Origin of the sequence: Metaclostridioides mangenotii (genome assembly GCF_017873185.1) — a bacterium.
GTDB classification, from domain to species: domain Bacteria; phylum Bacillota; class Clostridia; order Peptostreptococcales; family Peptostreptococcaceae; genus Metaclostridioides; species Metaclostridioides mangenotii.
Window position 1 is genome coordinate 371,874 of the sequence record NZ_JAGGJX010000001.1, and the last position, 15,340, is coordinate 387,213.

The following is a 15,340-nucleotide window of genomic DNA, read 5'->3' on the forward strand; positions in this document are numbered from 1 at the left end:
AAAAGGTGAGAAAATGTTAAACGAGACAAGAGAATTTTTAAAACAGATGTACAATATAGATGATGAAACATTTAAGTTATCTGAAGAAGTTTTATCAGATGTAAAAGATAAATTTGAAGAATTGAAAGAAATTAGGGAGTACAATCAGTATAAGGTGTTAAATGCTATGCAGGATGCTAAACTTAGTGATCAACATTTCAACTGGACAACGGGTTACGGGTACAACGATATAGGTCGTGAAAAAGTAGAAGAAATATATTCGAAAGTCTTCCATACAGAAGATGCACTAGTTAGACCAATAATTGTAAATGGTACACACGCACTTTCATTATGTGTACAGGGATTAGTAAGACCTGGAGACGAGATTCTTTCAATAACTGGTAAACCATATGACACTCTTGAAGGAGTGATTGGAATTAGAGAAGAAAAGGGATCTTTAAAAGAATACGGAGTAACATACGAACAAGTTGATTTCTTAGAAAATGGAAATGTAGATTTAGAAGGAATAAAACAAAAAATAAATGAGAAAACTAAACTAGTTATGATTCAGAGATCTAAGGGATACTCTTGGAGAAAATCGCTATCAATAGCTGATATTAAAGAGGCTATTGAAGTTGTAAAATCAGTAAATCCTGATCTGACAGTTATGGTTGACAACTGTTACGGAGAATTTCTAGATATACAAGAGCCCACTGATGTTGGAGCAGACGTTATGGCAGGATCACTTATCAAGAATCCAGGTGGAGGTTTGGCACTTACTGGTGGGTATATAGTAGGAAAGAGCGACCTTATTGAACAAATTTCCTACAGAATGACTTCTCCTGGTGTTGGAAAAGAATGTGGGCTTACTTTTGGAACTACAAGAAGTGTACTCCAAGGTTTCTTTATCGCGCCATATATTGTATCACAAGCTGTTATGGGTGCAATTTTCTGCGCAAGGCTTTTTGAAAAATTAGGATACGATGTACTTCCTAAACACGACGAAAACAGAAGTGATATTATCCAGTGTATTAGACTGAACAATGCTGATGAAGTAATAAAGTTCTGCGAAGGAATTCAAGCAGCAGCTCCAGTTGATTCTTATGTTACACCAGTTCCTTGGGAAATGCCAGGGTATGAGAGTGAAGTTATAATGGCAGCAGGAGCATTTATTCAAGGATCTTCTATAGAATTAAGTGCAGATGCTCCAATAAGACCTCCGTATAATGTTTACTTCCAAGGTGGACTTACTTTTGACCACTCTAAGATGGGAGCTCTTAAGGCAGTTGAATATATAAATAAACTAAAAAAATAAGAATATTTTATGTATTAAAGGACCAAAATGTTTAATATAGATAATGCAAAATACGAAATAAGTAATTTAAAATAAGTGATAAGAAATAAGTAAAAATAATAAGTTAGCGAGATCATAAATCAGTGATAACTTGTAATAAATAAATATTTAAGATCTCTTTAATTAGAAGATTTTATAATTACGATACTGGAGGTGATGCTGTGAAGCAAGATATACTAAATAAAGTAGAAAGCCTACAAGGTGAGATGATCAGTTCAATACAAGGAGCTATTAAAATTCCAAGTGTAATTTCTGAAAAAGAAGGTAATTATCCATTTGGTGAAAACATAGATAAAGCTCTTAGATATATGTTGGATTTATGCGAGTCGCTTGGATTTAAAACAGTTTACAAAGATGGATACTATGGATATGCAGAAATCGGTGAAGGCGAGGAAATTATCGGAATTCTAGGGCATGTAGATGTGGTTTCTGAAGGAAGCCATAAAAGTTGGAAGTTTCCTCCGTTTGAAGGTGTTATAGACGATGGTAAAATCTATGGAAGAGGAACGCAAGATGATAAAGGACCTACTATTTCAGCAATATACGCAGCTAAATCTCTAGTGGATTTGGGATTAAAGTTAAATAAGCGTATTAGATTTATATTTGGAACGGATGAAGAAAATCTTTGGAGATGTATAAACAAATACAAAGAAAACAATGAAGAAATACCAACTTATGGATTTACGCCAGATGCTAAATTTCCGATAATCAATGCTGAAAAAGGACTTTTACAAGTAAATTTAAGCTGCAAGAGCAACAATGATATAAATTTAAGTGTAGGCGAATCATTAAATGCTGTGCCAGGTAAAGCAATATACATCGGCAAACACATAAATATATTAAAAAAAGAGTTAGATAGACTAAAATATGAATACATAGTCGATGGAAACAAGATTTCTATAAATGGTAAGAGCGTTCACTCTGCTGTGAGTGAGACTGGAATAAATGCGCTTACAAGACTTTGTATCGCACTAAATAACATAGGAGTTGAATCAAATACTGTAAAGTTTTTGGCCGAAGTTATTGGAGAAGATGCAAATGGACAAAATATAGTTAAAAACTGTGAAGATGATATATCTGGCAAACTGACTGTAAATGCTGGTAAATTGCTAATTAAAGATGATGAAGAAATAGCAGGTCTAGATATAAGAGTTCCTGTGACATACAAAGTAGAAGAGGTAGTTTCTAATTTGAAAAAATTAGCAGAAAAATTCCAATTGAAATATGAAGAATACGACTTTTTAGATTCTATATATATTCCTAAAGACAGCCTACTTGTCGAGACTCTGAGAAAAGTCTATGAAGAAGAAACAGGCCTTGATGGTTCTCCAGTTTCGTCTGGAGGAGCTACATATGCAAGAGCTTTAGATAATTGTGTAGCATTTGGATCTGTTTTTCCTGGAAGTCCTAAAACAGAGCATCAAGCAAATGAATTTGCTATAATTAGCGATATAGTTAAAGCTTCTAAAATATACGCATTGGCGATTTACGAGCTTCTTAAAATTTAAATTGGAATAAAGTGCAACTAAAAATTTTAAAAAACAAATCGACAAAAGATTAAATTTTAACTTTTAAGTTTTGATGAGGTGTCTCAAATCAGAAATATCTATTTTGATATATCTATTTAAGGCACTTCATTTATTATAACGATATTTTAAAAGGAGTAGTGACATGAAATTAGCAGTATTTTTGGGTGCTGGAGCATCTGCTTCAGATAATTTTCCTATACAAAATGAACTATTTAGCGCTTATTTTAGAAATCTTAAGGAAAAAGATTTTGAAAGTGAGATGAATATCGAGTTGTTCAGGTTTTTTAAGCAGATATTTGATATTGACGTTATGAATGACGATATGAATGATATTAACTTTCCAACATTTGAAGAAGTACTAGGTCTTTTAGATTTAGCAGAGCAGAGAGGAGAGTCGTTTAGAAATTTTGGACTTGAAGATATAAATAAAAAGAGCGATAGCATTAGATATATGAGACAGTATTTGATATTTTTAATGGCGGAAGTATTAAATGCAAAATTAGATATAGAAAGCACTAATCACAATACTTTAATAAGGAATTTAATTGATAAAGAGCTTTTACTCGATACTACATTTATAAGTACAAATTACGATATATGTATAGATAATACTATTGTTACTATGAGTGATAAGATAAACAACTATGTAATGTTAGATTACGGAATAGATTTTACTAATTTTAATCTAGAAAACAGTTGGAGAAGGCCGACTGAGCCTTCTATAAAGCTCTACAAGATCCATGGTTCACTAAACTGGCTTTACTGTCCAGTTTGTAATGGAGTTACTATAACACCTTATGAAGGAGGCGTTATGAAACAACTTCAAAGAGCTAGAGAAACAAGATGTCTCGATTGTGGTGACTATACTGTGCCTATTGTAATACCACCTACTTATTTTAAAAATATATCAAATATCCATATATCAAAAGTATGGAATGCAGCTCAAAATTCACTAAGAGATGCAGATGTCGTTGTATTTTGTGGCTATTCGTTCCCCGAGGCTGACATTCACATAAAGTATCTATTGAAAAGAGTACAAGGAAGTAGAAGAAAACCACCTTTGAAATTTGTTGTGTACAATAACCATGAGGATAAGCAAGAAGTAACTCTAAAAAAAGAAGAAAAAAGATATAGAAGATTTCTAGGAGAAAACACAGTTTTTACTAGAAAATCATTTCAAGATTTTGCAGAAAATCCAACTGAATTTTTATAAATAGGATAATATGTTTTATTTATATATAAGTATTATACAATAAGTAAAATTTATGTAGAAATAACTAGAATAATATGTAATAAAGAGATATAATTGATTTTAGTAACTTCAATTTTCATAATAGAATATCAATTTAGTCTATTATGAAATATCGTTTAATTATACAATATATAGCGATTTAAAAATCAACACGTACTGGAAGGAGGAAAAATTATGGAAAATAATCAATTATCATCTGAAGAACTTATAGAAAACGAAAATAAAGTATACAGGACTTTAGATGGCTTAGGCGTAGATTACGATGTGATTGAACACGAACCGCTCTATACAGCTGAAGAACTTGTAGCAATAAAAGACATAGCAAAAGGAACACACTGTAAAAATTTATTTTTAAGAAATTCAAAAGGTAGTGAATACTATCTAATTGTAGTTAGGGAAGATAAACAAGTCGATCTAAAATTATTGAAAGATAAAATAGGATCTACAAGGCTTTCTTTTGCATCACCAGGGAGGCTTTTAAATGTTTTAAAGCTAACACCTGGAAGTGTCAATCCTTTTTCTCTTATTAATGATGAAGAACATAAGGTTAAATTGTTTGTAGATAAGGATATACTAAATGGAGAGAATCTAAATTTCCATCCAAATATAAATACTAAAATGGTTAACTTACCTTTAGATGGATTTGAAAAGTTTTTAGAAAGCTTAGAAAATTATAGAGAAAATATAGAAGTATAGACAGATTAGATCAATTACTAGTAAAGGAATATATGACATGTTGGGGACAATCGTAAACAGTTTGGCAATAGCAGTAGGATGCATAGTGGGATTATTTATTAAAAAAGGAATCCCAGATAGAGTAAGCAAAACAATAATGAGTGGTTTAGGACTCTGTGTACTTTACATAGGAATAGAAGGCAGTTTAAAAGGTGAAAATACTTTAATAACAGTGATCTGTATTGCAGTTGGCGGATTAATAGGCGAACTAATAGATATAGATAAGAAAATAAACAAACTCGGAGATTTTTTACAAGAGAAGTTTTCAAAAGGAGACGACCAAGAAACTTCTATAGCTAAGGGTTTTGTTACAACTAGTTTAATTTACTGTGTTGGGGCGATGGCAATAGTTGGTGCTCTGGAAAGTGGACTTACTGGAAATCATCAGACTCTTTTTACAAAAGCATTATTAGATGGAATTTCTGCAATTATATTTACAACTACTCTAGGTATAGGAGTTATATTTTCATCAGTGGCAGTATTTATATATCAAGGTTTAATAACTATTGGAGCTGCATTTTTATCAACACTTTTAAGCGATGCAGTTGTTACGGCTTTAACTGCTGTTGGAAGTTTGCTTATAATAGGAATTGCTCTAAATCTTTTAGAGATTACAAAGATAAAAGTTGCAAACTTACTTCCAGCAGTATTTTTACCAATTTTATTTGGTCTAATAAATCTACTATAATCGTATACAGTATCGAGAAAAGTTTAGACAAATATTTTATTTAGAAGGATAATCACATTTGTAATCAAATTAATTATACATAAGAAATTTTTGGAGGTATAATTTATATGATTACATTTGATATAAATGATGCAAATATTAAATTTGATGTACAGATGGAAAATTACAATGCTATTAGGAAGTTATTTAAATTTAGAGCAATCGAAGAAAGTAAAAAGTTTAAAGATGATTGTATGAAGAATTTTCACTCTTTAAAACAGATTTCAGAGAGAGGTCTAAAGTTAGGAGATAAATATCTTACAGAAGCTTTTAAGTTAGGTGTAGAGACTATTGTAGGTTATGAGATTATAACCATAGATGTAGATACGTTTAAAGATATTTACTGCGATAAATACCTAGATTTTTATAGACTATTCAACAACTACAATAAGTCATACTTAATTCCAAATAAAAATAAGAAAAATAATATTGTAAATATCCAAGAAATTGAAGCTGCAGTAGATAAGTTACATTCTTTTATACAAGAAGACTTCTTTAACATACATTTTGCTGTTGTGGATGTGCTATTGGAAAATAAAATAACTAAAGTTCGTCCTTATATCGATGAAGAGTCTATAAATCAATCAAATGCGCTTTTTAATAACTATAAAGATGGATTTATCAGCAAACCAGACGAATGTAAGGTTGTAAAACAGATAATAGAGTTAAATCCGTACAGGGAAGACCTATACAAGTTTCTTATTAAAGAAGATGGAGATTTGTTTAATGAAATTGACAATTTGACAAAATTTTTAGGATATTCTATGGATGAATACAAAGAAGGTCTAATGAATAGTTATATTGATTCTTTAATAGAAAACAGAGATAGTTTCTACGATAGTTATGATAAAATGAAAGAAAAAATTGAAAAATACGCTAAATATATTGGATGTAAAGGTGAGAGTTTTTTCGTTACAAAGTTAGATGCAATATATACTTTTGCAAATGCCTAAGGACTGTAATCACAGTCCTTTTTTATTTTTTATAGTTATTTTTTTATTTTTAATCTATAATTAAAGACATATTTGTAATGAAAATGATAGATTAAAAAGATATAAAGTCGTATATAGTATCGATTGAAAGGAGTTTATATATGATCCATAAAATTTTAGTTGTAGATGATGATAAAGATTTATGTGAAGTTTTAAAAAAATACCTTGAAATAGAAAATTATTTAGTTGAGTTTAGACATGATGGTGTTAGCGGTTTACAGGAAGTACTAGAAAATTCTTATCAACTTGTAATATTAGATATAATGCTACCTCAGAAGAGTGGTTTTGAAATTTTAACTGAGGTTAGGAAATCAAGTTCTGTGCCAATACTTATGTTGACAGCCAAAGACAGTGAGATAGATAAGGTGTCAGGTCTTAGATTAGGAGCAGATGACTATTTAACGAAACCATTTAGCATGAATGAATTCATTGCTAGAGTTCAATCTCTTATACGAAGGTCTACATATTTTAATGAATCTATAAGCAAAAAAGAGCTATGTTTTGATGGTTTAGTAATAAATCCAGATACCAGAGAAGTAACAGTAGATAATAAAAAAATTGATCTAACAGCTAAAGAATTTGATTTATTGTATTTCTTAGCACAAAGCAGAGGAAAAGTATTTACTAAAAAACAGATCTATAGAAATGTTTGGGAAGAAGACTACGCATTTGATGATAATAATATAATGGTCCATATTCGAAGACTAAGAAAAAAGATTGAGCATAAACCCGATGCCCCTAAATTTATTAAAACAGTATGGGGCGTTGGCTATAAATTTGGAGGTGAATGATATTATTAAGGATGTATTAATTATAATTCTTTCTATTATTTGCATTTTAATGTTTTTGTATATTATAATGTTTCGAGCAAAACTCAAAGAACTACTGTATATTATAAAAACAGCTAAAAATTACGATAAGATAAATATATTTGTATCAGAATCAGGATCGGGAGTATTTTCTGAAGTGGGATTAGCTACAAATGAGTTAATTAGATCCTATCAAGCGAAACTAATACAACAGAAAAAGACAGAACAAGCAAACAAGGAGCTGATGACTAGCCTATCACATGATGTAAGGACTCCACTTACATCATTGCTAGGATACTTAGACGCTTTAGAGAGCGATATATTGGATAATGATGAAAAAATAAAGTACATTAGAACTTCTAGAAAAAAAGCATATGATCTGAAAGAGTTAGTAGATAACTTATTTGAATTGTTTAAAATTGGATCGAGAGAGATACTATTCTCTCCTGAAGTTAAAGATATAAATGAATTGTTAAGGGAGAACATAATTGAATGGGGACCAGTTTTTGAACAAAATAAAATCTCTTTAAAAGTTGATATACCAGAAGATGAATACAATGTAAATATAGATGAAAATGCTTTTAATAGAATAATCTCTAATTTATTACAAAATGCAGTACAATACGCTGGAGACTGCATAGAATTTAAGACTCTAAAATCTGATTCATATGTAGAAATATATATAAAGGATAATGGAAATGGTATTGATGAAGATAGTATTAGATTTGTATTTGATAGACTTTATAAATGTGATAAGTCTAGGAGCAAAAGAGGAAGTGGACTAGGACTTAGTATTGTAAAAGAGTTTATGGATATGCATAGTGGAAAAATAGATGTTAAAAGTAAAATTGGATATGGGACTGAGTTTATATTGCAATTTCCAATTTTATAGAACTATTAAAACGTACTTATGTGCGTTTTTTGTATTTAAAACTAAAATTAAGGGAATTGTAAGATTTGATTAAGGCTGGCGTAAGTGGCTTCTTGTTATAATAATAAAAGGACAGGAGGAATTAACATGGATTATATAATTAAGACAACATCTCTTACTAAAAAATTTGGCGAGAAAAAAAGTGTAGACTCTGCAAATATAAATGTAAAAAGAGGTGAGATTTATGGGCTTCTTGGGAGAAATGGGGCAGGGAAGACAACTATCATGAGAATGCTTATGAATTTAACAAAACCTACTTCTGGAGAAATAGAGCTACTTGGAAACAAAGAATATAAAAATTCAAAAAAGGTGTACAATCGAATTGGTTCGATAATAGAGTACCCAGGATTTTATGAAAATTTAACGGGAGAAGAAAATCTACAGATATTCGCTAAGCTTCGAGGCATACAAAGAAAAGATTCTGTGAAGAGAGCTTTAGAAATAGTTGATTTAGATAAGGAATTGAAGAAACCTTTTGTAGATTATTCAATGGGAATGAAGCAAAGATTAGGTATAGCATCGGCTATTATGCACGATCCAGAGCTTTTGATTTTAGATGAGCCTATAAATGGTCTAGATCCAGTAGGTATTCAAGAGATAAGAAGCTATTTAAAAAGGTTGTGTGAAGAGAATGGAACTACAATATTCTTATCAAGCCATATACTCAATGAAATTGAGCAATTAGCAGATACAATCGGAGTAATACATGATGGAAAAATGATGGAAGAAGTGTCGATGGCTACACTTCATAAAAGAAATAGAAGATATTTGGAATTTAAAACATCAAATGAAAATAAATCATGTTTATTACTTGAAGAAAAATACAATATTAAAGATTATAGTGTCCACGGTGATGGCAGTATACGTATTTATACAGATTTTAATTTAAGATCTGAACTTAATAAATTATTTGTGAAAAATGATATTGATGTTTTTAGAATCAATATTAGTGAAGAAAGTTTAGAAGATTATTTTTCAAATCTGATTGGTGGTGGTAAAATTGGTTAATTTGGTATACTGTGAGATATTAAAACTAAAGAGATGCAAAATATTTACATTGAGTTTATTAAGTGCTTTAGTTGCCCCACTGATGATTTCTGGCGAAATTATTAAATCAAAGCTCGACAATCCCGAGAAAATAGTTACATTCGCCCAATTATTTGAAAGTACAAACCTATATATAATGATGTTATTTGGTCTAGTGCTTTACGGTGTAATCGCGGCTTATTTAATTAGTAGAGAATACTCTGAAAATACTTTAAAATCAATTATTACAGTACCTATCCCAAAGATATCCTTTATATTTTCAAAGTTTATAACATTATTTATATGGATTATTCTTTTGACTATTATCTCTTGGATTGCAACAATAGTTTTCGGATTTATTTGTGGTGCAGAATCATTAAGGTCACAAGATATTTTTACATCTATAAAAGCTTACTTATTAGGAGGTGTCTTTTTATTTTTAACCTCTACACCAATATTTTTCATTACTATGTATTCAAAAAATATTATAGCACCAATTATATTTATGATTTCAGTTGTAATGGCCAATATTATGTTGTCAAATTCTGATCTAGGTGTCTATTTTCCATGGACTACATCGTATTTACTAGTTTCAGGTGTTATAGATAAATATAATACATCACATTTAACTTCATATTTAATAATCGCTGTAACTTTTATTTTTGGTACTATTGCCAGTTTAATATATTTCGAAAAAGATGATATAAAGTAATTTAGATATTAAAAATTTTACTTAAACTAATATTAAGTAAGAAATTGGAGGTAAGAAATTGGAAGCATTCAATTTTATAGAAATTTTAAAATCTGTGCTATTGGGAGTTATACAGGGAATTACAGAGTGGCTACCAGTAAGTAGCACGGGACACATGATTTTAGTGAATGAGTTTTTAAAATTAAACTTCTCTGATACATTTATAAATACGTTTTTAGTTGTTATACAACTGGGTTCGATACTAGCAGTAGTATTGTTGTTCTTTAAAAAATTAAATCCATTTGACGGCGATAAAAATTCAGAACAAAAACGCGATACGATTGATTTATGGATAAAGGTTATAATATCAATAATACCAATAGGAATAGTTGGGGTATTATTTGAAGACAAAATAAATGAACTATTCTATAATTCAACTGTAGTAGCTATTGCATTAATAGCTTATGGTGTAATTTTGATACTTTTAGAAAATAGAAATAAAACACCGAAGTATAACAATTTTAAGGATGTAACGTATAAAACTGCATTAGCAATAGGAGTATTTCAGTGTCTAGCCCTAATTCCAGGTACATCACGATCTGGTTCGACTATAATAGGAGCTGTACTTTTAGGGACTTCTAGATATGTGGCAGCTGAGTTTTCATTTTTTATGGCGATACCTACAATGTTTGGAGCTAGTGCGATAAAGTTACTTAAGGCTGGTTTTGCATTTACTAGTTTTGAATGGCTTATATTAATAGTTGGATCCGTAGTAGCATTTTTAGTTTCGATTGTTGTAATAAAATTATTTATGGACTATATTAAAAAACATGACTTTAAAGTATTTGGTTATTACAGAATAGTGTTAGGAATTTTGGTATTGGCGTATTTCTTTATGTTTTAGATAAACAATACTAAAGTATAAAACTAAAAATGATAATTTTTTCCGTAATTTAAAATAGCTGAAATACATCAAGATAATATTGTATGAAATCATAAGATAAAGAAAAAGGTTGCTTGTAATCTAAAAGACTACAAACAACCTTTATTTATGATTTACTTATTTAATACTTTTTATAGCCGTATTAGCAAAATCAGTATTTACTATATCTTCATAAGAAACATCTTTATCAAGTTCTTTTGCTTCTTTCATTACAGCGATAAGTCTATCTAGACTCTCCTTTTTAAGAAGAGGATCTTGTGACCACGCATCGATTGATTTGTATCTATTTACCACAGTAGTTAAATCTTCAATAGATATATCTTTAAAAAAAGGTTTCATTGTTTCAGCAATTTCTTTATCAGAAGCTTCTTGGACCCATAATTGTCCTTTATAAACAGCATTAGTAAATCTCTGAACTAGGTCAGAATTATCTTTTAAATAAGATTTAGTAGCTGAATACGCAGTAAAAGGTATTTCGCCTAGATAGAGCCTATTGAAAATACTACTCTTCAGATATTTTTAATTCTATATGTAATTCAAAATCATCAAGCCTTTGATCTTTACTCTTATAGTATGTAGCATATTTTACAACTGATTTTAATAATTTGTTTTTTTCTACTATTGATTCAGTGACAGGGTATAATTCTAAAATTTCCCTAATTCCTATTGCAATTTCATTGTTGTCTTTATCTATATTTTTTAATCTTGATTTTACGATTTCTATATTTTTATCAGTTTGGATAATTTCATTTTTTATGTATTGTGACCTTTCTAAAAAAGTATCTTCATCGTAGATACCTCTTTCAAAAAACTTAAATAATTTATTTTTCTGTTTAGATAATTCTTTAATTTCATTTTCGAGGTCGAGCAGTGCCTTTTTATTTAACTCCCTTTCAAAGTTAACGTTGTAACTGCTAATATCTTCTTTTTCAGTTTTTATTTTGTACAGATTTAATGATGATCGTAGAGAATCGAAGAAGGATTCTTCAATATATTCAAACTTTGAACCCTTATTTCCACATTTGTTTGAACATATCAGTTGCGTTGCTCTATCCTTATTAGGACGGTAAGAAAGATATTTACTGCATAATTTACACTTGATAATACCTGAGAATGGGTTTTTAAGTTCGTTCTTATGACCTACATGACCTTTAGTTTTTATTATTTTTTGAGCCTGGTTCCAGGTTTCTTCTGATATTATAGGCTCATGTTTACCTTTTACAAGTATCCTATCTCTATTTTCGTTGTTTTTAACTATTCGCTTGCCTGTTGAGTCCTTTTTTTTACTATAAGTTTTCTTTTTTCTCTCAATATAGCCACAGTAAATCTTGTTATTTATAATGTTTCTTACAGCAGATCCATACCATTCACAACCTGTATATGTTTTTATACCTCTGTTATTAAGGTAATCAGATATTTTCGTACTTCCTATATTTTCATTTATATACAAATCAAATACCAGTTTAACTATATCGGCTTGATCATTTGGAACTAATATACGTTCTCTTTTATCCGTATAAAAAATATCGTAACCATATGGTGGAAGCCTGTAAAGGTAGTTTCCATCTTCAATGCTTTTAATTAATCCTCGTTGCATACGTCTTGTTATCAACTTTAATTCCTTACGCGCCATAAAAGCTTCAAACTCAGAATATTCTTCGTCAAACTCATCCATTAAATCATACGTCTTTCTTGGAGTTATAATCTTTGTATCGCTTTCTTTGAAGGTTTCAAGTATGATCGCTTGGTCTTTCATATCTCCACGTCCCAAGCGATCGACATCCATTACAAGTACAGCATCGTATTTATTGGATTCAACTTCTTTTAAAAGTTCAATCATTTTTGGCCTATGTATTATCGATTCACCAGATACTAGTTCTTCTTTTATTTCTACTACATTTAATTTCATTTCTCTTGATAAGTCTAGTAGAGTAGATTTGTGTTTATTCAGTGTTTCAAATTCACCTGTTTTTTCGGCTTCTAAGTCGGCCCGAGACTTACGCAAATATATTGCTACATTCATCAGTATCACTCCTAAATGTTCTCTATATTAATTATACTGATATGTATTTGTTATTATTACTAGAGGTAATTTAGAATATAATAACTAAACGGCAGCTTTAAAATCAAAGCTACCGTTTAGTTTTGTTTTAGGAATAGCAAGTGAGATTGCATTCATAGCATAAAATTATCTATAAACACTAACTCATTTAACAATTTATTCAACTACTATTGCATTTACAGGACAACTATTCTCAGCTTCTTTAGCTGTATCAACTAAATCCTTACCGATTTCCTTATCACTTGCCACTGCTTTATCTGAGGAATCATCCATAGAAAAAATTTCAGGACAAATAGACGGACATAAACCACATCCAATACATAAATCTTTATCGACTTTAGCTTTCATATTAAATCCTCCTTTATATTTATTAAAATTATTTTATTACCTATTTACCGGTTTATTTAAAATCTCCGATCCTTTTATTCTTGACATTTAAATTAAAAAAATACTTAATAACTTAATGTTTTATATTAAGGATATGTAGATAGTATCAAAATTTATGAAATTAACGTAGTTAAATTATTTTAAAGTAATAGGACAAATTTCAATAAACATAAACCATAGTAGGGGGTGATTTACATGGCAGCAGAACTAATCGGACGCAATGTAGAAGCACAGGATGGTACAAGTTGGGATAGACTGTACAAAGTTGGAAATAGTAAAATTTATATAAACTATGCAAGAAACTCTAAAGAAGAAAATGATAAAGTACTTGAGGAAATTAAACAGGTGCATATAGATATATTAAGGGGAATTGCAGCTAGAGAAAATGAAGATTAGACTTGTTATAAACTAGTCTAATCTTCATTTTTAGGATTGATCTTTTCCATTATAAATATTTTCTATCCAGCTATTGCCAAGAGATACAAAAACGGTATCTGGATAATTTATCAAGAGATACATTAATTTAAAATGTAAATTTCAATAGGTAGAGATTTGTTTCTCTACCTATTATTTTTGTTTAACAATTAAAAGTATGGGAAAAATTTTATTAAAGAATTAAGTTTAATAAAAATTATGATAATATAATTCATATAGTGAAATTGTGTAATTTAGTATTTGACTATGCTTTAGATTGTATATCTTCGAGTGTAAAAAGAATACAAAATAAATATAAAAAAGATAGTTTAAGTGTAAAAGGATTAGAAAATGATCACTAGGTTTTATTAGAGGCTTAACTAAACAATTTGATGAACAAAAAGAGAACAACCAAGAATGGGGATTAGTTTTGGTTAAAGATAAAGAAGTAGTTAATGCTTTTGAAAATATAAAATTTGATGGAAAAGTAAAGGCAGGCTGAACTTAAATTCTCTGGTCATGCAGAAGTAGCTTTGATGGGTGAAGAAGAAGGAAAAAAGTTTAGTATTTCAGACAGGATCTCAAGAGCTGATGAAGAAGTATTAAAAGTAAATTAATATAAAGTAAAAATATCATAAAGTAATAAATTCTATGCAGAAACAGAAGATAAGTCTAGAATGTAATGTGGCTTATCTCAAGTATAAATGCTTATCAATTAAAGAACTTCATATATTCTCAGCTAAAGAATATTTTTGTGCAAAATGCTATAATTACATATAAATAGGCTTCTTGATTTAAGATTATAGAGAATTTTTTATTAAAAACTATGCCAGGAATTCTATAATTAAAAGCAGAATATCTAGTACAAAATAACTTAAATATTAAGTAGCCAAAAACTGTTCCTATTGTGTTCATCATTAGATCATCTATATCTGATACCCTCCAATTAAACAATTGGCTAAACTCTATTGAAAATGATAAAAATAGGCCAAATAAACTAGTTTTCCATATGGACTCATTTTTTTCCCAGGTAAAAGGCAATAAAAATCCAAGAGGCATAAAAAGTATAATATTTTCAATATATGTCAAAAATCCACTTCCTATCCAACGCAATGGAATAATATTAATTTGATTTTGTTGGAAATTTAGGCCATTTGAAGTTAAAACTCCGTATTTCAATACAACTTAAATCTGGGTATTAAATAATAGTTATATTTCTATATTCAATATAAAGTATCATTTCGGTGTTTCATACTAAGCGAAGTACTAAAAGGTATTTCTCCGGAATCTTTACCTATAGATGCAACTATATATCCATTACCTTCTTTTTCCATAGTTGTTGCAATTGGTTCAAATGCTGTAGTATAGTCAGCTTCACCACCTGCAAATGCACCAGCCATTACGCCAAATTGATTATCAGTTTGTTTGTAACATTAAAGATAAGATTTATATATTAAAATAAACTTTTTAATTTCATAAAAAATATCCCTAATCTCTAGATGACTATCA

The 15,340-nt window shown here is 29.5% G+C and carries 17 protein-coding genes; 12 read left to right on the forward strand and 5 right to left on the reverse strand.

Going from position 1 to position 15,340, the window contains the following annotated elements; translation table 11 throughout:
- Positions 1-13 precede the first annotated feature (13 nt).
- The 11 genes from J2Z43_RS01800 (at position 14) to J2Z43_RS01850 (ending at position 10,929) form a co-directional block, all read left to right on the forward strand.
- The gene (locus J2Z43_RS01800) at positions 14-1,294 is read left to right on the forward strand and encodes a methionine gamma-lyase family protein (RefSeq protein WP_027702112.1); all 1,281 of its coding nucleotides are present in this window, start codon (positions 14-16) and stop codon (positions 1,292-1,294) included.
- Positions 1,295-1,494: 200 nt separating this feature from the next.
- A complete protein-coding gene (locus tag J2Z43_RS01805; protein WP_209455584.1) occupies positions 1,495-2,841 on the forward strand; it encodes a M20 family metallopeptidase in 1,347 nt (448 codons plus the stop codon).
- 163 nt (positions 2,842-3,004) lie between these two features.
- Positions 3,005-4,075 carry an SIR2 family protein gene (locus J2Z43_RS01810; RefSeq protein ID WP_209455585.1) on the forward strand — a complete coding sequence of 357 codons (1,071 nt, stop codon included), beginning with the start codon at positions 3,005-3,007 and terminating at the stop codon, positions 4,073-4,075.
- A gap of 213 nt (positions 4,076-4,288) precedes the next feature.
- Positions 4,289-4,810 carry a prolyl-tRNA synthetase associated domain-containing protein gene (locus J2Z43_RS01815; RefSeq protein WP_209455586.1) on the forward strand — a complete coding sequence of 174 codons (522 nt, stop codon included), beginning with the start codon at positions 4,289-4,291 and terminating at the stop codon, positions 4,808-4,810.
- Positions 4,811-4,847: 37 nt separating this feature from the next.
- Positions 4,848-5,537, forward strand: a complete 690-nt coding sequence (locus J2Z43_RS01820; protein ID WP_209455587.1) for a DUF554 domain-containing protein — start codon at positions 4,848-4,850, stop codon at positions 5,535-5,537.
- Between the two features lie 107 nt (positions 5,538-5,644).
- Positions 5,645-6,529: a kinase gene (locus J2Z43_RS01825; RefSeq protein WP_209455588.1), complete on the forward strand. Its 885-nt coding sequence runs from the start codon at positions 5,645-5,647 to the stop codon at positions 6,527-6,529.
- 143 nt (positions 6,530-6,672) lie between these two features.
- Positions 6,673-7,359 (forward strand): response regulator transcription factor, encoded by a 687-nt coding sequence (locus J2Z43_RS01830; RefSeq protein ID WP_209456345.1) that lies wholly within the window; start codon positions 6,673-6,675, stop codon positions 7,357-7,359.
- A gap of 67 nt (positions 7,360-7,426) precedes the next feature.
- On the forward strand, positions 7,427-8,269 hold the full coding sequence (locus tag J2Z43_RS01835) for a sensor histidine kinase (RefSeq protein ID WP_209455589.1): 843 nt from the start codon (positions 7,427-7,429) through the stop codon (positions 8,267-8,269).
- A 126-nt stretch (positions 8,270-8,395) separates the two neighbouring features.
- Positions 8,396-9,316, forward strand: coding sequence for an ABC transporter ATP-binding protein (locus J2Z43_RS01840; RefSeq protein ID WP_209455590.1), 921 nt, complete (start codon positions 8,396-8,398; stop codon positions 9,314-9,316).
- Entirely contained in the window at positions 9,309-10,046 is a 738-nt protein-coding gene (locus J2Z43_RS01845) for an ABC transporter permease (RefSeq protein ID WP_209455591.1), read from the forward strand. The genes J2Z43_RS01840 and J2Z43_RS01845 overlap by 8 nt, the downstream gene beginning before the upstream one ends.
- 58 nt (positions 10,047-10,104) lie before the next feature.
- Positions 10,105-10,929 carry an undecaprenyl-diphosphate phosphatase gene (locus tag J2Z43_RS01850; protein ID WP_209455592.1) on the forward strand — a complete coding sequence of 275 codons (825 nt, stop codon included), beginning with the start codon at positions 10,105-10,107 and terminating at the stop codon, positions 10,927-10,929.
- 156 nt (positions 10,930-11,085) lie between these two features.
- Here J2Z43_RS01850 and J2Z43_RS14665 read toward each other — a convergent pair whose 3' ends face one another.
- The 3 genes from J2Z43_RS14665 to J2Z43_RS01865 form a co-directional block, all read right to left on the reverse strand.
- Positions 11,086-11,307, reverse strand: coding sequence for a hypothetical protein (locus tag J2Z43_RS14665; RefSeq protein ID WP_234925932.1), 222 nt, complete (start codon positions 11,305-11,307; stop codon positions 11,086-11,088).
- 163 nt (positions 11,308-11,470) lie between these two features.
- Entirely contained in the window at positions 11,471-12,991 is a 1,521-nt protein-coding gene (locus J2Z43_RS01860; protein ID WP_209455593.1) for a recombinase family protein, read from the reverse strand.
- Positions 12,992-13,186: 195 nt separating this feature from the next.
- Positions 13,187-13,378 carry a ferredoxin gene (locus J2Z43_RS01865; protein ID WP_027702099.1) on the reverse strand — a complete coding sequence of 64 codons (192 nt, stop codon included), beginning with the start codon at positions 13,376-13,378 and terminating at the stop codon, positions 13,187-13,189.
- Between the two features lie 234 nt (positions 13,379-13,612).
- Between J2Z43_RS01865 and J2Z43_RS01870 the strand changes: the two genes are divergently transcribed.
- Positions 13,613-13,813, forward strand: coding sequence for a hypothetical protein (locus J2Z43_RS01870; protein WP_209455594.1), 201 nt, complete (start codon positions 13,613-13,615; stop codon positions 13,811-13,813).
- A gap of 753 nt (positions 13,814-14,566) precedes the next feature.
- Here J2Z43_RS01870 and J2Z43_RS15375 read toward each other — a convergent pair.
- Both J2Z43_RS15375 and J2Z43_RS01880 read right to left on the reverse strand, forming a co-directional pair.
- Positions 14,567-15,010 (reverse strand): VanZ family protein, encoded by a 444-nt coding sequence (locus tag J2Z43_RS15375; protein WP_209455595.1) that lies wholly within the window; start codon positions 15,008-15,010, stop codon positions 14,567-14,569.
- Positions 15,011-15,054: 44 nt separating this feature from the next.
- Positions 15,055-15,231 (reverse strand): hypothetical protein, encoded by a 177-nt coding sequence (locus tag J2Z43_RS01880; protein WP_330617427.1) that lies wholly within the window; start codon positions 15,229-15,231, stop codon positions 15,055-15,057.
- Positions 15,232-15,340: the final 109 nt, after the last annotated feature.